Source organism: Nocardioides soli (genome assembly GCF_014191495.1).
Classification (GTDB): Bacteria; Actinomycetota; Actinomycetes; order Propionibacteriales; family Nocardioidaceae; genus Nocardioides; species Nocardioides soli.
In genome coordinates, this window is the sequence record NZ_JACHWR010000017.1 from 1 (window position 1) to 19137 (window position 19137).

Below are 19137 nucleotides of genomic sequence, written 5' to 3' on the forward strand. Positions count from 1 at the left end.
TAGTCGCCCTCGTCGCTGCCCGCGCCCAGCCAGTCGCGGACCCGCTCGGTGGTGACGCCGTAGTTCATCACGGCGAACGGGTCGGTGACCTCGGCCGGCGGCACGCCGTACGCCGGCGGGGCGCCCTGCGCCTGGAGCGCGGCCATGATGCCGCGGCGCCGCCGCACCTCGGCCGCCCAGCGCTGTTTGCCGCGCGCCGGGACGCCGATCGCCCAGGACTCCACGACGTCGAAGAGCACCTGGTCGAGCTCGAACCGGTTGATGTAGAAGATGTCGTCGTGCTGCTCGGTGAAGCCGGCGGCGAGCAGGAAGTCGCCGAGCTCGTGGACCTTCTGCCAGAACACCGAGTGGGTCCAGTGCTCGACGTAGATGTTGTGCTCCTCGATGAACGGGAACACCTTGCGGGACAGGCCGATCAGCTCGTCGAACTGCGCCGCCTCCTCGGGCGTGAGCAGCGAGCGGTACTCGTCGACGAGCTCGTCGCGCTCCGCGCGCAGCCGCTCGACGGGTCGGGAGATGTCCTCGCCGGCGGCCAGCCGCGCGGCGTACCGGGCGATGTTGCGCAGCGGGATCGACGGGTCGCTGATCCAGGTGTCCTGGTCGTGGGTGAAGCCGTACTCCGCGAAGTAGTTGAACCATGGGTCGCGGGCGACCTCGAGCTCCTTGAGCCAGGTGCGGCCGGCGTCCGACTCGTCCATCGCCGCGACGACGGCGTCGGGGTCGTCGCCGGCGAGCAGGTGGTCGACCTTCAGCTCGACCGCCAGCGCGGCCAGCCGGCGCAGCTCGTCGTCGGGCCGGAAGGCGAGGACGTCGACGCCCGCGACCATCCGGGCGATCTCCTGGTCGCTGATGCTCGGGAAGACCGACTTGCAGAACTGGAAGAAGACGATGTAGCCGCCGTACCCGAGGTTCAGGAACTCGAAGTGGTACTGCCAGACCAGGAAGAACTCGTCGATCAGCCGGTGGTACTCCGCGATGATGTCCCACGACGTCGAGCGGCCGCGGCCCTCGGTGACGACCTCGATCGGGTCCAGCTCGCCCAGCGGCGGGAAGGAGATCGTCTTCATGGAGGCGACGGCGGCCTCCATCTTGGTCTTCCAGCGGCCGTAGAGCTCGTCCCAGTTCTGGTAGTAGTAGCCGGCCCGCTCCTGGAACAGCGCCGCGCGGCGGCCGATCTCCTCGGGGTCGGTGACCGCGATGGGGGAGATGTAGACGTAGCCGTTCATCATCCGCACGTCGAGGCCGAGGGCGGTCGGCAGGACGAAGATGCGGGTGCTGTTCTGGCCGGCGCCGAGGTAGACCGCCTCCGCGCCGATGCTGTCGAAGGGATGCGCGCCGCGCGACCAGTGCATGGTGTCGGCGAACCAGAACTGGCCGTTCTCCTGCTCGCGGGTCTCCTCGCTGGGGACCAGGAAGTAGGGGTACATCGACTCCCAGCCCTCCGCACCGGCGGGTGGCGCGACCTCGTTGAAGAAGGGGAAGCGGTCGGGTGCGGTCATGAGAGGACTCCTGGGGTTCGGTCCGAGACGGGGGCGCTGTCGGGGGTTCGCGAGAGCAGGTGGTGCAGAGCGGCCACGTCGGGCAGCACATGGTCGGGACGACGTACGTCGGGCAGGGCGGCGACCGCGTCGGCGGTGAGGGCGCCGCTGAGCACGGTGACCGCCTGGGCGCCGATGGCGCGGGCGAGCTCGATCTCGGCGGTCGCGTCGCCGACGACCGCGATCCGCTCGGCGGGTACGCCGAGCCGGTGCCGCAGCGCCTCGGCGAGTACCGGCGACGGCTTGCCGGTCACCTCGGCCCCCGCGCCCGTCGCCCATGCGATGGCGGCCGCCATCACGGCGGAGATCGCGATGCTGCGGCCCGCGCCGCCGTGGAACCACGGCTGGTTCTGGGACACGTAGAGCGGCGCGCCGGCCTCGATGGCGAGGCAGGCCGCGTTGAGCGCGGCGTGCGTGTAGCTGGGCGCGGCGCCGACCAGCACGGCCGCGCACTCGCCCGGGTCGCGCAGGCCGTCGGCCTCGACCACCTCGAGGCCGCGCTCGCGCAGCGGCACGGTGATGCCCGGCCCGCCGACCGCGACCACCCGACCGCCCGGGTGGGCGGCGGCGATGTGGTCGGCGCCGGCGCTGCCCGCGGTGACGAAGTCCTCGTCGGCGACGGGCAGGCCGATCTCGCGCAGGTGCTCGGCGTACGCCGCGGGCGGGAGCTCCGAGGCGTTGGTGCAGACCACGACCCGGTGTCCGCGCTCGGCGAGCCCGGTGAGCAGCTCGGCCGCGCCCGGGATCGGCGTACCGCCCGTGCCGCCGGCGCGCGAGGTGCGGACCAGGCAGCCGTCGACGTCGAGGATCCAGCCCTCGACCCCGGTGAGCCGGGACAGGCCGGTCACGACGCCGCTCCCTGGTCGGCGGGGACGTCGCGGGTGAGCGTGAGCGAGGTGCCGTCCTGGGTGAGGTCGATCGTGGTCCGGCCCGGGCGGGCGCCGGCCATCCCGGCGAGCGCGGTCGCGAGGGTGCTGGCCCGGCCGGTGCCCCGGGCGGCGATCATCGCGTCGACCTGGTTGGCCGGCATCACCGCACGGAGCAGCAGCTCCTCGTCGCTGAGGGTGTGGCCGAACCGCCGGCGCAGGTCCTCGATCGTGATGTCCTGGTCCGGCGCCTGCGTGGCGCGGGAGGTCGCCATCGCGCGGTCCATCAGGTCCTGGTCGACCGGCCCGGGCAGCGGACCGAAGTCGCCGCGGAGCAGGTCGACGACCTCGTCGGAGAGCTGCCGGTAGCGCTCGCCGCCGATCACGTTCAGCGTCGCCTGGGTGACGATGTACTGCGCGAACGGGGTCATCACGATCGGCCAGCCGAGGTCCTCGCGGACCTGCACCGACTCCTCGATCACCGCGTCGAAGAGGTCGGCCTTGCCGATCTCCGCGAGCTGGCGCCGGGTGGTCGACTGCACGCCGCCGGGGATGGTGTGGCGGTAGTACTCCTCGTCGTACTCGTTGGGGGTGCCGATCGGCAGGCCCTTGATGCGCGCCTGCCGCATGAGGTACGCCGACGCGTCGGCCATCGCCTCGACGTCCACGTGGGTCCGGTAGCCGCGCGCGTGCAGGTTCTTGACCAGTCGCGGGCCCGGCGGGTGCGAGCCGCCGTTGGCCAGCGGGGGGAGCGCGCAGTGGATCGTGTCGACGCCGACGTCCGCGGCGGCGAGCACCGTGAGCGGCGAGATGCCGGTCGTGGTGTGGCTGTGGATCTCGTCGACCCGGAGCCGGTCGAGCCGCGCCTGCAGGGTGGGCACCAGGTGCGAGACCCGCTCGGGGGTGAGCAGGCCGGCCGGGTCCTTGAGGTAGACCGAGTCGATCTCCGGGCAGTCGTCGAGCTCGGCGACCTTGTCGGCGAAGTAGTCGTCGGTGTGCACCGGGCTGGTCGTGTAGCAGACCCCGCCCACGACCTCCTCGAAGCCGACCCGCTTGGCGAGCGCGGCGGTGCGCTTCGCGCCGTCCATGTCGTGCATCGGGTCGATCACCCAGAGCCGCGTCACGCCGTTGCGGGCGAGCAGTCGGAAGGCGAGCTCGAAGATCGCGTCGGGGGTGCGGTAGAAGGTGATGAACCGCTTGCCGGTGGTGAGGAAGCCGAGCTGGGTGTTCGGCATCAGGTCGCGCGCCGTGCGCAGCCGCTCCCAGGGGTCCTCGCGGTGGTAGCGGACGGCGGTCGCGAGCATCGTGCTCGACGCGATCTCGACGGTGCGGTAGCCGACCCGGTCGAGCAGCGGCGCGACGCCGCGGACCATCCGGGTGGTGACGCCGGTGGCGCCCCACAGCGACTGGTTGCCGTCGCGCAGCGAGACGTCGACGAGCTGGACGTCCTTCATGCGGTGACCTCCTGATCGGTGACGATCGGCTCCAGCCAGTGGGTCGTGACCGACCCGTCCTGGAACTCGGGGTGGGCGAGGATCCGCCGGTGCAGCTCGCGCGAGGTGGCGAGCCCCTCGATCTCGAAGCGGTCGAGCGCCTCGCGCATCGTGGCGATCGCCGCGGGCCGGTCGGGGCCCCACGCGATCAGCTTGGCCATCAGCGCGTCGTAGTACGGCGGGAACCGGTAGCCCTCGTAGACGTGCGTGTCGAGCCGGAGCCCGCGGCCGACCGGCGGCCGCCAGCGGGTGACCGGGCCGGGGGAGGGGGCCAGGCCGCGGGCCGGGTCCTGGGCAGTGATCCGGCACTCGACCGCGTGGCCCTCCAGCCGGATGTCCTCCTGGCGCAGGGTGAGCTCCTCGCCGAGCGCCACCAGCAGCTGCTCGCGGACCAGGTCGACGCCGGTGACCGCCTCGGTGACCGGGTGCTCGACCTGGAGCCGCGGGTTGACCTCGAGGAAGCTCACCTGGCGGCGCTGGACGTCGTACAGGAACTCGACGGTGCCGAGCCCGACGTACTGCAGGGAGGAGGCGATGCGCAGCGCGCTGTCGTGCAGCAGCTCGCGGGTGGCCTGGTCGATCGCCGCGCAGGGCGCCTCCTCGACCACCTTCTGGTAGCGGTACTGCACCGAGCACTCGCGCTCGCCGAGGTGGAGGTAGTGGCCGTGCCGGTCGCCGAGCACCTGCACCTCGATGTGCTTGGCGTCGGTGACGTAGCGCTCCAGGAAGACGGTCCCGTCGCCGAAGGCGGCGCTCGCCTCGGAGGAGGCGACCCGCCAGGCGTCGAGCAGCTCGGCGCGGCCGTGCACGAGCTTCATGCCGCGCCCACCACCGCCGAAGGCGGCCTTGACCAGGATCGGGTAGCCGATCTCGGCCGCCAGCGCGTCGATCTCGGCCTCGGTCTCGGCGGTGCCGCCGGGAGCGACGGGTACGCCGAGCGACTCGGCGAGCGCGCGGGCCTTGAGCTTGTCGCCGAGCGCGTCGAGCGCCTCGGGCGACGGGCCGACGAAGGTGATGCCGTTCTCGGCGCACAGCCGGGCCAGCTCGGGCCGCTCGGAGAGGAAGCCGTAGCCGGGGTGCAGCGCCGTGCATCCGGTCGCGATCGCGGCGTGCACGACGGCGGGCAGCAGCAGGTAGCTGTCGGTGGAGCGCGCCCCGCCGAGCGTCAGCACCCGGCCGGCGCGCCTGGCCGCGAGGGTGTCGCGGTCGGCCGCCGAGACGCCGAGGACCGTCTCGAAGCCGAGCCGGTCGCAGGCCTCGATGATCCGGACCGCGATCTCGCCGCGGTTGGCGACGAAGACGCGATGGGTCACGGCACGACCCGGAGCACGAACAGCGGCTGACCGGCCTCGACCAGCTGGCCGTCCTCGACCAGGACCCGGGTGACCTCGCCCTCGGCGCCGGCCTGGATCGAGCTCATCAGCTTCATCACCTCGACGATGCCGACCGTCGTGTCCGCGCCGACCTTGGTGCCGACCTCGACGAACGGCGGCTCGCCGGGCTTGGGTGCCCGGTAGAAGGTGCCCAGCATCGGGGTGGTCACGTGCACCTCGTCGGCGCCGAGCTCGGAGGACGCCGGGCCGGGCTGGACCTCCTGCACCACCGGGGCCGCGACGGGGACCGTTACCGGAGAGGGCGCGGGCGCCGCGGGCGTCGTACCGCCGTCGTCGATCGGCACGCCCCGGCTCACCACCAGGCTGAAGTCACCCTGCTGGATCCGGAGCTGGGTGAAGTCGGCGTCGGCCAGCAGCTCCATGACGGCTGCCAGCTCCTCCAGGTCGAGGCCCATGGGCGATCTCCTCCCGTGTGTTGGCTGTCACAAGGAGTATTCGCCTCTCGGCAACGAGCGATCTACACCATTCTGTCTAGCAGAAACCTCCCGCGGTGCTCAGCGCACCGGACGGGCCGCGGGTGCGGCGCCGAGCCGGCTTCCGGTCAGCGCCGCGGCCTCGCCCAGCGCGTCGAGGTAGCCGGTGACCTGGCGGCGGTCGAAGCGTGCCGAGGGCACGGCGAGGGTGAGCGCGGCCACCGGCTGCCCGCTCGGGTCCGTCACGACGACGCCGATGCCGCTGACGGCGTCCTCGGTCTCGTCCTGGTTGACGCCGTAGCCGCAGCGGCGCACTCCTTGGAGGTGCCGGCGCAGGTCGCCGGTGGTGGTGATGGAAGCGGTCGGCCACAGCGGGAGGCCCTGGGCGTAGAGCTGGTCGAACGCGGGCCCGTCGAGCCGGGCGAGCAGCGCCTTCCCGCCCGCCGAGCAGTGTGCCGGGATGCGGTCGCCGATCCGGACCGCGACCCGCAGCGGCCGGGTGCTCTCGACCCCGTCGAGGAACTGGATGTCGGTGCCGCGCCGGATCATCAGCTGGCTGCTCTCGTCGGTGCGGTCGTGCAGCAGCTCGAGCGCGGGACGGGCCGCCACCGTGAGCTCCTCGGGGGTGAACGCCTCGTCCTCGCCGCTCAGTGCCGGGCCGGCGCGGTAGCCACGGTCGTCGACCTGCCGGGCGAACTCGCGGTAGCGGAGGGCGTTGAGCAGCCGGTGCGCGGTGGACGGCGCGACACCCAGCATCTCGGCGGCGGCCTTGACCGTCAGCGTCCGCCCGTCGCGCAGCGCCTCGATCAGCTGGAGGGCACGGTCGACGGACTCCAGTGGTGGGCGGCCGTCGTCACGCATGGCGGGATCTTCGCACGACAGGGCGCCTTCTGCCGCTGAGAGCAATAGGATCTTCTGCTGTGAAGAACCGCCCGTCGTACGCCATCGAGTCGGTGGACAACGCGCTGCTGCTCGCGCAGCTGCTCCTGCTCGAGGGTCCGATGCGGGTGACCGACGCAGCCGCGCGCCTCGGGGTGTCGCCCTCGACGGCCCACCGGCTGCTGGCGATGCTGGTCTACCGCGACTTCGCGGAGCAGGACGCGGACAAGCGCTACCGGCCCGGGCGGCTGCTGCACGGGTCGCCCTCGACCGCCGTCCCGCTCTCGACGCTGCGGCAGACCGCCCGGCCGCACCTGCAGCGCCTGGTCGACCGCACCGACGAGTCGGCGAACCTGGTGGTGCTGACCGGCTCGGAGGCGCGGTTCGTGCTCACCGTCGAGTGCGACCAGCTGCTGCGCGTGGGCGACCGGACCGGCAAGTCGCTGCCGGCGCACGTCAGCAGCGGCGGCAAGGCGATGCTCTCGGTGCTGGACGACGACGCGCTCGGCGAGGCGCTGGCCGACCTCGAGCCGGCCGAGCGTGCTCGGGTACGCCGCGCCCTGCGCGCGGTGCGGCAGAACGGCTTCGCGATCAACAACGAGCTGACCGAGGCGGGCCTGACGGCGATCGGCGTCCCGGTCAGCTGGGCCGACGGGATGACCGCCGGCATCTCGCTCGCGATGCCGACCGCGCGCTTCTCGCGGGATCGGGTGTCCGGCTGGGTCCAGGAGCTGCACGGCTGTGCCCGGGCGATCGAGAAGGCGCTGAGCGCCGCGACCGCCTGAGGCTGAGCGCCTACGCGGTGCCGTCGGGCTCGGCGCACCGGGCCTCGCCGAGCGCCACGATCGCCTCGGCGAGCAGCTCCATCTGGGCGGTCAGGTCGCGCCGCGGGTCGGCCTGCTGGGCGACGAAGGCACCGTCGAAGCCGGCGATGCCGAAGTAGTCGAGCCCGTCGGCGACCCGCCGCGCGACGTCGTCGCCGCGCGGGGCGAAGGCGGTGGCGATCATGTGGTGCATGTACGCGCGGCCGTCGCGGCGTACCTGCTCGATCATGGCGTCCACCTCGGCCTCCGCGGCCTCGGCGCTCATCACCAGGATCAGGTGCAGCCGCAGGAAGTCCGAGCGGGCCAGGAAGACCTCGGCGGTGCGCACCAGGAACCAGCGCATCCGCTCGCCCGGGGTCGCCCCCTCGGGGCCGCCGGCGTGGGCCGAGCGCATCGCCTCGAAGAAGTCGTAGGCGCCGCGCGACATCACCGCCGTGAGCAGGCCGCTCTTGGAGTGGAAGTGGTGGTAGATCGCGCTCTTCGGCAGCCCGCTCTCCTGGCTGAGCACCGACAGCGAGGTCGCGGCGTACCCGCGCTCGGCCATCACCCGCGAGGCGATCTCGAGGATCTCCTCGCGGGAGCGGCGTCCACGCCGGTTCGTGGTCCGCTGGCTCGTCACCCGCGAAGCATAGGTGTGCTCCCGGGCGCGGATCGCCGAGCCTTTTCTGCACACCGGAATCTCATTGTCCTCCGGATGCCGCCGTGTGACCGTGGTCATGCACTATTGGAACGATCGGTCCAAACCTTGGCCGAGCACGAGCCACCGGGAGCCGGGATGACGCAGGTTGCAGGGCAGGGCGCAGGGGTCGGGTACGACGCCGACGTCGCGGTGGTCGGGTACGGCCCGACGGGGGTGACCGCGGCGCTCACGCTGGCCCACCGGGGGGTGTCGGTCCTGGCGTTCGAGCGCGACCGCGACATCTACCCGCGGGCGCGTGCGGTCACGATCAACGACTGGACGATGCGGATCTTCCAGTCGCTCGGCATCGACGAGCGGATCACCCGGGTGATCGAGCCGCAGCGCGCCCTGCGCTGGGTGACCTACGACGGCGCGGAGCTGATGCGCGTCGAGCACCCGCCGTCGACGCTCGGCGTGAAGCCGCGCTTCTACAACATCTACCAGCCGGTGATGGAGCAGGAGCTCCGCGACTGCGCCGCCGAGTACGGCGACCTCCTGCGGGTCGAGTACGGCGCCGAGGTGGTCGGCCTCGAGCAGGACGCCGACGGCGTGGTCGTCACCGCGACCGACCTCGCGACGGGGGAGACCCGACGGGCCCGGGTGCGCTACGTCATCGGCGCCGACGGCGGCAGCAGCCGCGTCCGCGGGGCGATCGACTGCGACCTGACCGGCGACACGCTCGACGTCCAGTGGATCGTCATCGACTGCAAGGTGAAGCGCTGGTGGCCCGACCGCGACTTCCTCACCTTCTGGTCCGACCGCGAGCGCCCGGTCGTCGACATCGCGCTCTCGGCGGGCAACCACCGCTGGGAGATCCCGCTCAAGCCGGGCGAGACCGAGGACGACTTCGCCAGTCCGGCCCAGGTCTGGCCGCTCCTGGCGGCGATGGGCGTCACCGAGGACGACGTCGAGATCCACCAGTGGGCGTTCTACCGGCACCACACCCGGATGGCCGACACCTGGCGCGACGGCCGGGTCTTCCTGGCCGGCGACGCCGCGCACCTGATGCCGCCGTGGGCCGGTGCGGGCATGCAGACCGGCATCCGCGACGTCCACAACCTCGGTTGGAAGCTGGCCCGGGTGCTCCGCGGCGAGCTCGACGACGCGTGGCTCGACACCTACGAGGCCGAGCGCCGGCCCAACGCCGCCTTCTACACCGGCCTCGCCGTCCAGCTCGGCCGAGTCATCAAGCAGGAGGCGACGCCGGAGGAGATCGCGGCGATGAACACCGTGCCGGAGGGCCTGGTCACGCCGTTCGAGCCGCCGCTGATCGCGCCGCCGGTGCTCGACGGCGGCTGGCTGCGCGGCCCGGTCGGCGACGCCAGCGTGGTGGGCCGGATGCTGCCGCAGCCCATCGTCGGCGACACGACCGGCCGGATGACCCGCCTCGACGACCTGCTCGGCGACGGCTTCGTGCTGCTCGGTGCGGACGTCGACCCGGCCACGCTGCTGAGCGCGGAGGAGAAGGCGGCGTGGGACGCGCTCGGTGCGCGCTACGTCGCGGTGCGACCGAAGACGTCCTACACGCAGGGTGCCGACGACCTCGTCGACCTCGACGAGGTGCTGCTGCCCTGGCTCGCCCGCTACGGCGCCCGCGCGGTCGCCGTGCGCCCCGACCGGTTCGTCGCCGCGGCGGACGGCTCCGGCCTCGCCGTACCTGCCTGACCACCCCAGAACCCCGTAACCCAAGGAGAAACGTGATGAGTGGAGTCAAGGAGCTCGCGTACGTCGTGTACGAGGTCACCGACCTCGCCGCGTGGGAGCACTTCGGCACGGCGCTGCTGGGCATGCAGCTCGCCGACAAGGACGCCGACGGACTGTCGCTGCGGATGGATGCGAAGCCGTACCGCTGGCGGGTCGAGCGCGGCACCGCCGACGATCTGGTGGTCAGCGGCTACGAGGTCGCCGGTGCGGCCGAGCTCGACGAGCTGGTCGCTCGGTTGACCGCGGCCGGTGCCGAGGTGGCCGAGGGCGGCGCCGCGCTCGCGGCGGCGCGCCGCGTCGACCGCGTGGTCACCACCGTCGACCCGATGGGCAACCGGATCGAGCTCGTCACCGGGTTCGCCGACGCGGAGACGCCGTTCGCGTCCGACCTGCTGCTGGGCGAGTTCGTCACCGGCGCCGGTGGCGCCGGCCACCAGGTGCTGCTGTCGAAGGGCGTCTCGCGGGAGGCGTACCTGGCGTTCTACGAGGGCGTCCTCGGCTTCCGGATCTCCGACATCATCGTCGAGGAGCTGGCGCCGGGCATCGTCGCGGACCTGATCTTCCTGCACTGCAACCCGCGCCACCACTCGGTCGCGTTCGGGGACATGCCGCACCCCAAGAAGACCCACCACTTCATGGTCGAGGTCACCGACATGCGCGACGTGGGCATGGCGTGGGACCGCTGCCTGAAGGCCGGTCAGCCGTTCGAGATGACGCTCGGCATGCACCCGAACGACAACATGTTCAGCTTCTACGTCACGACGCCGTCCGGCTTCGCGGTCGAGTACGGCTGGGGCGGGCTCCTCATCGACGACGCCACGTGGGAGGTCAAGACCCTCGACCGGCTCAACAACTGGGGTCACCACCCGATGCAGGCAGAGCTCGGCTGGCTGCAGGCCGCGATCGCCAACGACCCGGCCCGAGAGGACGCGCACCGATGACGCTGTTGGAGAGCGACGTCGCGAAGGACGTCACCACCGCCGACTTCACCATCCACTACAACGAGGCGGGCCCCGCCGACGGCCCGCCGGTCCTCCTGATCCACGGCGGTGGCCCCGGCGCCACCGGCTGGAGCAACTACAGCCCGAACATCGGGTTCCTGGCCGACGCCGGCTTCCGGGTCATCGCACCCGACCTGCCGGGTTGGGGCGGATCCTCCGAGGTCGACTTCCTCGACTACGAGCCGCTCGACGCGCTGTGCCAGCTGATGGACGCGCTGGGCATCGAGCGGGCGGCGTTCGTCGGCAACTCGATGGGGGGACACACCTCGATCCGGATGTCGATCGAACGCCCGGAGCGGGTCACCCACCTGATCACCATGGGGGCGCCGCTGCAGCTCAAGCCGTTCCTGTTCGGGCCGACCGGACCCGGCGAGGGCATCAAGATCATGTACCAGGGCTACACCGACTACAGCCCGGAGGCGATGCGCCGCCTGGTCGAGATCATGGTCTTCGACGTGGAGCGGTTCGCGACGCCGGAGCTCTGCCGCCAGCGCTCCGACGCGGCCGCCCGGCGCCCGGAGCACCTGGCCAACGTCGCGAAGGCCGGCATCCGTGGCCCGATCCCGACCTGGGCGGACCTTGACCGCCTCTCCGAGATCGCCGTACCGACGCTGCTGATCCACGGCCGCGACGACCGCGTGGTCACCTTCGAGGGCACCCTGTTCGCGGCCGCCCGCATCCCCGACTCGCGCGCGCACATCATCAACCGGTGCGGCCACTGGGCGCAGCTGGAGCACGCCGACGAGTTCAACCGGCTCGTCGCCGACTTCGTCACCCACCACTGACCCCGACATGCGTCGAGACCCGTGAGATGGCTCCCGGAATCCCTCCGGGGGAGCCATCTCACGGGTCTCGACAGGACCCGAGCTAGTGCCGGCGGGTGCCCAGCATCGTGCTGAGTGCCCAGATGACGGCGATGTCGAAGGCGATGATGAGGATCGCCCAGAAGGGGTAGTACGGCAGCCAGACGAAGTTCATCAGCGCCGAGAGGATCGCGAGCACGATGCCGGCGACCAGCGCCCAGCCCTGGCCGGCGAGGATCGCGCCACCGACGATCGCGACGATGATGCCCAGGACGATGTGGATCCAGCCCCAGGTGGTGAGGTCGAACTCGAAGACGTAGTTGGTGGTCCGGACGAACACGTCGTCCTTGGCGGCGGCGGCGACTCCCTCCAGGAACTGGAAGAGGCCGACGGTCAGCAGTGCGGCGCCCGCGAAGATGCCGATGCCCTCGGCCCAGGCGCTCTCGGTTTTCGACGCAGTCATGCTTCGAGTGTGGCGGCCCGCGCTGGTCCTGGACTCACCCGGACCGGGTGAGTCCGCAAGTGTGCGGAGGCGCGGCGACGCTCCGGGCGGAACTCATCCGGATGGATGGCCCGCTCGGGGGCCGACTGGTCCAGACTGGTCGTTCCGCCCCCACCAGCACAACCGGAGCCGCTCGTGTCCGAGTCCCTTGCGCCGCACACGCCGGCGTACGGCGAGGTCGACCTCACCACGTGTGACCGCGAGCCGATCCACGTCCCGGGTGCGATCCAGCCCCACGGCGTGCTGCTCGCCCTCGACGAGCAGCTGCGCGTGGTGGTGGTGGCGGGCAACTGCGACGCGCTGCTGGGCGTCCGCGCCGAGGTGGCGATCGGCGCGCCGCTCGAGTCGCTCCTCGGCCCGCTCCTGGCCGCCGACCTCGCCGAGCGGATCGCGGCGGAGGCGACGACCGAGCCGCTCGTGGTGCGGTTGGACGAGCTCCCACCCCGGGCCGGGCTCGCCGGCCGGCAGGTCGACGTCCGCCACCACCGCTCCGGGGCGCGGTGGATCGTGGAGATCGAGCCGGTCAGCGGCGTGGGTGCGACGCGCCTGACCTACCAGTCGACGCGCGGGGCGATGGCCCGACTGGCGCAGGCGACGTCGGTGCGCGACCTGGCCGGTCAGCTGGCGACGGAGATCCGCGGGCTGCTCGGCTTCGACCGGGTGATGGTCTACCGCTTCGACGAGGACTGGAACGGCGAGGTCGTCGCGGAGGAGCGGCGCGACGATCTCAACCCCTTCCTCGGGCTCCACTACCCCGCGACCGACATCCCGGCCCAGGCGCGGCGCCTCTACACGATCAACTGGACCCGGCTGATCGTCGACGTCGGCTACACCCCGGTGCCGCTGCAGCCGGTCCTCGACCCGGCCACCGAGGCCCCGCTGGACCTCTCCCACGCGAGCCTGCGCAGCGTCTCGCCGATCCACGTCGAGTACCTGTCGAACATGGGCGTGCGGGCGTCCATGTCGATCTCGCTCGTGGTCGACGGGGTGCTCTGGGGCCTGGTCGCCTGCCACCACTACTCGGGACCGCACCGGCCCAGCCACGACGCCCGGGCGGCCGCGGAGTTCCTCGGCCAGGTGGCCAGCCAGCTGGCGGCCGACCGGGAGCGCGCCGACGTGCGCGAGCGCAAGCTCGCCGCCCAGACCGTGCTCGCCCGGATGACCGGGCGCATCTCCGCCGACCCGGCGTCGCCGCTGGTCAGCCTGATGGCGGACCCCGAGCTGCTCACCCTGGTGCAGGCCACGGGGGCGGTGCTGTCCTACGACGGGGTGGTCACCCGGCGCGGCGAGGTGGACCTCGACGACGACGACCTCCAGCTCATCGCGTCGACGCTGGAGGATCCGCTGACCTACGCGACCTGCACCGACCGGCTCACGACGCTGCTGCCCGAGCTGGCCGGCCGCACCAGCGCCGCGGGGGTGCTGCGGGTCGGGTCGGCCTCCGACCGGTTCCTGCTCTGGTTCCGGCCCGAGCAGGAGCGGGTCGTCGACTGGGGCGGCGACCCGACCAACAAGCAGCTCGCTGCGGCCGAGGGGCCGGACGTACGGCTCAGCCCGCGCCGGTCGTTCGAGAAGTGGCGCGAGGTCGTGCGGGGGCGCAGCCTGCCCTGGGCGGAGTGGAAGCTCGAGGCGGCCGACGCGCTCGGCAAGCACCTGATCGGGCTGCTGCTGACCCGCTCGAAGGAGCAGATCGCGATGGCCGAGTCGCTCCAGCGCAGCGTGGTGCTCGACCGGCCACCGCCGGTCACCGGGCTCGACGTGGTCGCCCACTACCGGCCCGCGTCGACCTTCCAGCTCGGCGGCGACTGGTGGGACGTGTTCGAGCTCGACGACGGCAGCGTGGCCTTCGTGGTCGGCGACGTCGCCGGCCACGGCGTCTCCGCGGCGTCGGCGATGACGCAGCTGCGCACCGCGCTGCGCGCCTACCTGGTCGAGGGCCACTCGCCGGCGGGCGCGCTGGACCGCCTGGACCACCTGATGGCCAACCTGCTCGACCAGCGCGTCGCGACCGCGATCGTCGGCATCGTCGACCCGGGCCGCACCCGGATCAGCCTGGCCAACGCCGGCCACCCGGAGCCGGTGCTGATCGGCCCGGACGGCGCGCGCGACCTCGGCGTACCCCTCCGGCCGCTGCTCGGCGTCGGTGCCGGCGAGGCCGCGACGGTCGACGTGCCGCTCGAGCCCGGGGCGGCGCTGCTGCTCTACACCGACGGGCTCGTCGAACGGCGCGGGACCGACCTGCGCGAGCGCACCGAGCGGCTCCGATCGCTGGCCGCGGACACCTACGGCGGCTCCGACTTCCAGCTCTGGCTCGACCGGCTGCTCGGCCTGCACGACGGCGGCGACGACGACACGACGCTGCTCGCGCTGCGGCTCGCGCCCGCGGCGTCCGGCGGCGACGCCCCCGCCCGCTGACGTCTGCTAGACAGGAGACGTGACCACAGCGGTGAGCGACATGGTGCTCGTGCCGGGAGGGCCGACCACGCTCGGCAACGACCACTTCTACGCCGAGGAGCGCCCGCTGCGCGGGGTGACGGTCGACGACGTCTGGTTCGACGTGCACCCGGTGACGAACGCCGAGTTCGCGCGCTTCGTCGCGGACACCGGCCACGTGACGGTCGCGGAGGTCGCTCCCGACCCGGCCGACTTCCCCGGTGCCGACCCCGCCCTGCTGGTGCCGGGATCGCAGGTGTTCACCCAGACCGCCGGCCCCGTCCACCTGGGCAACTGGACCCAGTGGTGGCGCTGGCAGCCGGACGCGTCCTGGCGCGCTCCCCAGGGACCGGGCAGCACCTGGGAGGACGTCCCCGACCACCCCGTGGTGCACGTCGGCTGGGAGGACGCATCGGCGTACGCCCGCTGGGCCGGCAAGGAGCTGCCGACCGAGGCGGAGTTCGAGCACGCCGCCCGCGGCGGCCTGGTCGGTCGCGACTTCGCGTGGGGCGACGAGCTGATGCCGGGGGGCGCGCGGCTGGCGAACACCTGGCAGGGCCCCTTCCCCTGGCGCAGCGACGACCCCGAGGGCCACCACCGCACCTCGCCGGTGGGCAGCTACGCCGCCAACGGCTACGGGCTGCGCGACATGATCGGCAACGTCTGGGAGTGGACGTCGACCCGGTGGACCGAGAACCACGCGAGCACCGGCGAGACCGTGGGCGCCGCGGCGACCGCCAGCCCCTGCTGCGGCGGCACGCTGCGGCTCGCCGAGACCGACCGGTTCGTCACCAAGGGTGGCTCGCACCTGTGCTCGCCCGACTACTGCCAGCGCTATCGCCCGGCGGCGCGCCAGGGACACGGGGTCAAGGACACCACCTCCCACGTCGGCTTCCGGTGCGTACGCCGCGCCTGAGTCCGCAGCGCCCCGCACGGTGGTTGAGGTGTGAGGGCCGCCAGGCCCGAGCCTTGGAACCACCTGGTCGGCGTCTGGCCCGGGCGTGTTCGGGTGGGTGGTTTCGAGACGGTTGCTAGCGCAACCTCCTCAACCACCGAAGCCGGTGGTTGAGGTGTGAGGGCCGTCAGGCCCGAGCCTCGAGACCACCTGGTCGGCGTCTGGCCCGGGCGTGTTCGGGTGGGTGGTTTCGAGACGGTTGCTAGCGCAACCTCCTCAACCATCGAAGCCGGTGGTTGAGGTGGGAGGGCCGCCAGGCCCGAGCCTCGAGACCACCTGGTCGGCGTCTGGCCCGGGCGTGTTTGTCAAGGGACAGTAGGAACTGCCCAGGGGCGGTCGTGAGACCTGCCCGCTGACGGTCACGAGAACTGCCCGGTGGTGGCCATGGGATCTGCCCAGTGGGCTTGCGGCCACCACCGACCAGAGCACTCAGCTCAAGGGACTCACCCCTCGGCCGGCGAGTGCCTGGGTAAGTCGCACGGAGTCTCCGCTGGTCTGGCACACGTGGGCGTGGTGCAGTAGCCGGTCGACGGTGGCGGTCGCCAGCGTCTTGGGCATCAGCTCGTCGAACCCGGACGGGTGCAGGTTCGAGCTGATCGCGACCGACCGCTTCTCGTAGGCGGCGTCGACGAGCCGGTAGAGCCCCTCGGCGGCATCCTGGGCGACCGGCAACAGGCCGATGTCGTCGACGACAACGAGATCGGCGCGCAGCACACGGGCGATGGCCTTGGACACCGTGTCGTCGGCACGATGGCGGCGCAGCAGGACCCCGAGGTCTTCCAGGGTGAACCAGGCGACCTTCAACCCGGCCTCGACGGCTTGGTGACCGAGTGCCTCCAGTAGGAACGTCTTCCCGGTCCCCGACGGCCCGCACACGACGAGGTTTTCCCGACGGTGGACCCATTCCAGGGTGCGGAGTGCCTGCTGGGTCGGTGCCGGGATCGAGGATGCCTCGGGCTGCCACGCATCGAACGTCTTCCCGGTCGGGAACCCCGCAGCCGCCCTGCGGGTGGCCAGTGCGGAGCGTTCCCTTCCGGCGACCTCCTCGGCGAACAGAGCCTTGAGCACCTCGGCGGGCTCCCAGCGTTGGGCCTTCGCGGTCGCGACGACCTCCGGTGCGTGGCGACGGATGTGGGGCAGCCGAAGCCGCCGCAAGAGGTCCTCCAACTCGGCCGGCAACGGCGGCGCGGACGCCATCGATGGTGTGGTGGTCTTGGTCGTCATCGGGTCACCTCGTTCCCCTCGCGGCTGTCGTGCTGGCTGTCGTGCTGGCCGAGACGTGCCCATCCGGCGGTGCCCTGGGTCAGCGACCGTTCTTCGCCGGCACGGTGCTCGCCAACAGCGGGTTGCCGGGCGTGGTGGTCGAGGATCGAGGACAGATCGGCCTCGGCGAACCGGCCGTGGACGGCGGCGTGGCCGAGTGCCCAGTCGACCTCGACGGGGTCGAACAGCTTGGCCAGGCTGAGGGCTTCGGCCATCTTGACCCTCATCCGCGGCGTGCCCGCCGCAGCGGCCTCGACCAGCCACAGGCGGGCGCCCTCGCCCAGGTCGAGGAACTCGGCTTCCGCTGGGTTCTTCGCTCGCGGCTGCCGGTTCAACGGACCTTCCGGCTGCGGTGGGAAGTGCTCGTCGTTGATCCTCGGCGTGCCCGGCGTCGCGCGCGCGTGGCGGGCGACCTCGGCGGGTCCGTCCTCGCCGACGTGAACGATGACGACCTCCTCGCCGTCGCCGAGTCCTTGGGCACGAACCCACACCGTGGCGCCGAGCAGGGTGTGTGGCACCGAGTACTGGCCGGACTCGAACATCACCATCGGCGTGTTGCCCGGCACTACCCGGGTGGTGCCGAACGCGACTGTGTGCGGCTGTGTCGGGACCGGGTGTAGCCGTGTCCGCTCTTCGGCCAACATCTCGACCGGTGGCCGCTTCGTGGTCCGGTGAGCCCGGGTGTTGACCTTCTGACAGAACGCCTCACACGCCTCCTCGAGCTCGCTAAACGACGCGTACTCCTCACGCAGGTTGGTGTCCTTGGGCACCAGGTCGGCCTTGCTGATCTTCACCGACGACTCGGTGCCGCCCTTGGACGCCGGATCCGCCGGCACACAGGTGTGGACCACGACCGAGTAGTGCTCGGCGAAGGTGACGAGCTGTCCGTTGCGGACCGGGATCCCGGCGATGTGCTCGGTCGTGACGGTCTTCTCGTTGTCGGTCAGCACGTAGGTCGGCACCCCACCCAACCGGCGGAAGGTCTGGTCCAGCGCGGCGAACACGGACGGCATGGTCTTATCGCGCAGCGCGATCACGACCCGGAACCGCGACCACGCCAGCCACGCCACGAACAGAACCGTCTTGACGCCGTCGACGACAGGTCCGTCGCCGTAGTCGTACTGCAGCCACATCCCCGGCTCGGTGACCCAGGGCCGGTGGACCCGCACATGTCCTGACCGGTATGACTTCTTCACCGATGCGACCGCACGACGGGTGGTGCGCTCCGAACCCTTGTAGCCCATCGCGAGCAGCTTCTCGTGCGCTCTGTCGGCACGGACCTTGCCCTTGGACCGCTCGACCCACTCCTCGACCTTGGGCAGGTACTCATCGATCAACTGCGGCCGAGTCACGGCCTTGTCCAGCTCACCCCCGGCAGCACGGCGGTCCACGTAGTGCTTGACCGTGTGGTGCGAGCATCCGGCCAGCTCGCCGGCATCACGCAACGACCCTGTCAGGTCGTAGGCATCCAGGATTTCCATGATCTCCTCGGCAGACTTCAAGTTGTCCCTCCTCAGGGCGACGGGCGCTTCAGCACCGCCGATCGCACCTGAGGAGGGGCCTCAACCGTCGGAGCCGGTGAGGCAGACGACGTCGTGTCGGGCAGATCCCATGACCGCCACCGGGCAGGTTTCATGTCCGCCAGCGGGCAGTTTCGTGGCCGTCTCCGGGCAGAATTTCATGGCCGCCGACACGTGTTCGGGTGGGTGGTTTCGAGACGGTTGCTAGCGCAACCTCCTCAACCACCGAAGCCGTTGGTTGAGGTGTGAAAGCGGGTGCGCTAGCGCCTGAGCTGCTTGAACTCACCTGGGCAGGGCTCTGGCGCGGTCGTGTTCTAGGTGCTCGGGATGTTTCGTAACGGTTGCTAGTCGTGCAACCATCTCAACTTGCACGTCGAAGCGGGTCGGTGAGTTGAGGTGTGAAGGGGCGCGCATGGCCCTGAGCGCTTCGAAACCACCTGGCGCGGCCGGTAGGAGTGGTCGTGGTGTTTGGTGTGAGCTGGAGCCCGATCCGGCCCTCGCGACCAGATACGCGGTCTCATGGAAGTGAGATTGGGCAGGTGGCGGGGCGCGGCTCGTGCGTCGGCCGCCGGAAGCGGGCGCCGGGGACAGGCAGTCTCGACCATCAGCAGATGAATCGGTCGGCGATCGACGAGGGGGTGCAGAACACCTGCCTTAATCGGCGAAGGCCTTCCCGTCGGATGGTCGCGCAGCACGTAGATCAGCAGCGCGCCACCGAGGACGGCGATCCGGATCGGCGTCTTGTAGGTGTGCAGGGCGATGCCGAAGCGGCCGGTGTCGAGGCCGACCCGGTCGCCGCCCTGCCGCACGGCGCCGATCGCGCGCGACGTACCCCGGCGCAACGCGGCGGGAGCGCCCTCGGGTCCGGTA

The 19137-nt window shown here is 71.6% G+C and carries 17 protein-coding genes; 7 read left to right on the plus strand and 10 right to left on the minus strand.

What is annotated here, in order from left to right:
• The 6 genes from FHU40_RS27210 to FHU40_RS27235 all read right to left on the minus strand — a co-directional run.
• A partial coding sequence (locus tag FHU40_RS27210) for a hypothetical protein (RefSeq protein WP_183595634.1) occupies positions 1 to 1499 on the minus strand: 1499 nt, incomplete at its 3' end.
• Positions 1496 to 2386 carry an HAD hydrolase-like protein gene (locus FHU40_RS27215; protein WP_183595635.1) on the minus strand — a complete coding sequence of 297 codons (891 nt, stop codon included), beginning with the start codon at positions 2384 to 2386 and terminating at the stop codon, positions 1496 to 1498. The genes FHU40_RS27210 and FHU40_RS27215, both read right to left, overlap by 4 nt.
• A complete protein-coding gene (locus FHU40_RS27220; RefSeq protein ID WP_183595636.1) occupies positions 2383 to 3858 on the minus strand; it encodes a pyruvate/oxaloacetate carboxyltransferase in 1476 nt (491 codons plus the stop codon). The genes FHU40_RS27215 and FHU40_RS27220 overlap by 4 nt, the downstream gene beginning before the upstream one ends.
• Entirely contained in the window at positions 3855 to 5210 is a 1356-nt protein-coding gene (locus FHU40_RS29250) for an acetyl-CoA carboxylase biotin carboxylase subunit (protein ID WP_183595637.1), read from the minus strand. Before FHU40_RS29250 ends, FHU40_RS27220 begins: the two co-directional genes overlap by 4 nt.
• Positions 5207 to 5686 carry an acetyl-CoA carboxylase biotin carboxyl carrier protein gene (accB, locus tag FHU40_RS27230; protein ID WP_183595638.1) on the minus strand — a complete coding sequence of 160 codons (480 nt, stop codon included), beginning with the start codon at positions 5684 to 5686 and terminating at the stop codon, positions 5207 to 5209. The genes FHU40_RS29250 and accB overlap by 4 nt, the downstream gene beginning before the upstream one ends.
• A gap of 99 nt (positions 5687 to 5785) precedes the next feature.
• Positions 5786 to 6565 carry an IclR family transcriptional regulator gene (locus FHU40_RS27235; protein ID WP_183595639.1) on the minus strand — a complete coding sequence of 260 codons (780 nt, stop codon included), beginning with the start codon at positions 6563 to 6565 and terminating at the stop codon, positions 5786 to 5788.
• Between the two features lie 59 nt (positions 6566 to 6624).
• Between FHU40_RS27235 and FHU40_RS27240 the strand changes: the two genes are divergently transcribed.
• Positions 6625 to 7368 carry an IclR family transcriptional regulator gene (locus FHU40_RS27240; RefSeq protein WP_183595640.1) on the plus strand — a complete coding sequence of 248 codons (744 nt, stop codon included), beginning with the start codon at positions 6625 to 6627 and terminating at the stop codon, positions 7366 to 7368.
• 10 nt (positions 7369 to 7378) lie between these two features.
• Here FHU40_RS27240 and FHU40_RS27245 read toward each other — a convergent pair whose 3' ends face one another.
• On the minus strand, positions 7379 to 8026 hold the full coding sequence (locus FHU40_RS27245; RefSeq protein WP_215525985.1) for a TetR/AcrR family transcriptional regulator: 648 nt from the start codon (positions 8024 to 8026) through the stop codon (positions 7379 to 7381).
• Positions 8027 to 8182: 156 nt separating this feature from the next.
• On the opposite strand from FHU40_RS27245, the gene FHU40_RS27250 reads away from it, so the two are divergent.
• Genes FHU40_RS27250 through FHU40_RS27260 form a run of 3 tightly spaced genes read left to right on the plus strand, consistent with a single transcriptional unit; the run spans position 8183 to position 11576 of the window.
• Positions 8183 to 9751, plus strand: coding sequence for a bifunctional 3-(3-hydroxy-phenyl)propionate/3-hydroxycinnamic acid hydroxylase (locus FHU40_RS27250; protein WP_183595598.1), 1569 nt, complete (start codon positions 8183 to 8185; stop codon positions 9749 to 9751).
• A 35-nt stretch (positions 9752 to 9786) separates the two neighbouring features.
• Positions 9787 to 10731, plus strand: coding sequence for a VOC family protein (locus FHU40_RS27255; protein WP_183595597.1), 945 nt, complete (start codon positions 9787 to 9789; stop codon positions 10729 to 10731).
• Positions 10728 to 11576 (plus strand): alpha/beta fold hydrolase, encoded by an 849-nt coding sequence (locus FHU40_RS27260; RefSeq protein WP_183595596.1) that lies wholly within the window; start codon positions 10728 to 10730, stop codon positions 11574 to 11576. The genes FHU40_RS27255 and FHU40_RS27260 overlap by 4 nt, the downstream gene beginning before the upstream one ends.
• An 82-nt stretch (positions 11577 to 11658) precedes the next feature.
• Here FHU40_RS27260 and FHU40_RS27265 read toward each other — a convergent pair whose 3' ends face one another.
• A complete protein-coding gene (locus tag FHU40_RS27265) occupies positions 11659 to 12057 on the minus strand; it encodes a DUF7144 family membrane protein (protein WP_183595595.1) in 399 nt (132 codons plus the stop codon).
• A gap of 174 nt (positions 12058 to 12231) precedes the next feature.
• On the opposite strand from FHU40_RS27265, the gene FHU40_RS27270 reads away from it, so the two are divergent.
• Together FHU40_RS27270 and FHU40_RS27275 are read left to right on the plus strand one after the other, a co-directional pair.
• The gene (locus FHU40_RS27270) at positions 12232 to 14511 is read left to right on the plus strand and encodes a SpoIIE family protein phosphatase (protein WP_183595594.1); all 2280 of its coding nucleotides are present in this window, start codon (positions 12232 to 12234) and stop codon (positions 14509 to 14511) included.
• Between the two features lie 19 nt (positions 14512 to 14530).
• On the plus strand, positions 14531 to 15445 hold the full coding sequence (locus tag FHU40_RS27275; protein WP_343058078.1) for a formylglycine-generating enzyme family protein: 915 nt from the start codon (positions 14531 to 14533) through the stop codon (positions 15443 to 15445).
• Between the two features lie 468 nt (positions 15446 to 15913).
• On the opposite strand, the gene istB is transcribed toward FHU40_RS27275, so the two are convergent.
• Positions 15914 to 16708: an IS21-like element helper ATPase IstB gene (istB, locus tag FHU40_RS27280; protein WP_183591811.1), complete on the minus strand. Its 795-nt coding sequence runs from the start codon at positions 16706 to 16708 to the stop codon at positions 15914 to 15916.
• Positions 16705 to 18249: an IS21 family transposase gene (gene istA / locus FHU40_RS27285; protein WP_064075337.1), complete on the minus strand. Its 1545-nt coding sequence runs from the start codon at positions 18247 to 18249 to the stop codon at positions 16705 to 16707. The genes istB and istA overlap by 4 nt, the downstream gene beginning before the upstream one ends.
• Before the next feature lie 629 nt (positions 18250 to 18878).
• On the opposite strand from istA, the gene FHU40_RS27895 reads away from it, so the two are divergent.
• Positions 18879 to 19137 (plus strand): hypothetical protein (locus FHU40_RS27895; protein WP_221200364.1); only part of this gene is annotated, 259 nt, incomplete at its 3' end.

What these genes read in the sequence shown, in the direction of transcription:
- istB (WP_183591811.1), bottom strand. Translation starts at nt 16,708, where the DNA reads ATGACGACCAAGACCACCACACCATCGATGGCGTCCGCGCCGCCGTTG.
- FHU40_RS27255 (WP_183595597.1), top strand. Translation starts at nt 9,787, where the DNA reads ATGAGTGGAGTCAAGGAGCTCGCGTACGTCGTGTACGAGGTCACCGAC.
- FHU40_RS27220 (WP_183595636.1), bottom strand. Translation starts at nt 3,858, where the DNA reads ATGAAGGACGTCCAGCTCGTCGACGTCTCGCTGCGCGACGGCAACCAG.
- accB (WP_183595638.1), bottom strand. Translation starts at nt 5,686, where the DNA reads ATGGGCCTCGACCTGGAGGAGCTGGCAGCCGTCATGGAGCTGCTGGCC.
- FHU40_RS27265 (WP_183595595.1), bottom strand. Translation starts at nt 12,057, where the DNA reads ATGACTGCGTCGAAAACCGAGAGCGCCTGGGCCGAGGGCATCGGCATC.
- FHU40_RS27260 (WP_183595596.1), top strand. Translation starts at nt 10,728, where the DNA reads ATGACGCTGTTGGAGAGCGACGTCGCGAAGGACGTCACCACCGCCGAC.
- FHU40_RS27250 (WP_183595598.1), top strand. Translation starts at nt 8,183, where the DNA reads ATGACGCAGGTTGCAGGGCAGGGCGCAGGGGTCGGGTACGACGCCGAC.
- FHU40_RS27235 (WP_183595639.1), bottom strand. Translation starts at nt 6,565, where the DNA reads ATGCGTGACGACGGCCGCCCACCACTGGAGTCCGTCGACCGTGCCCTC.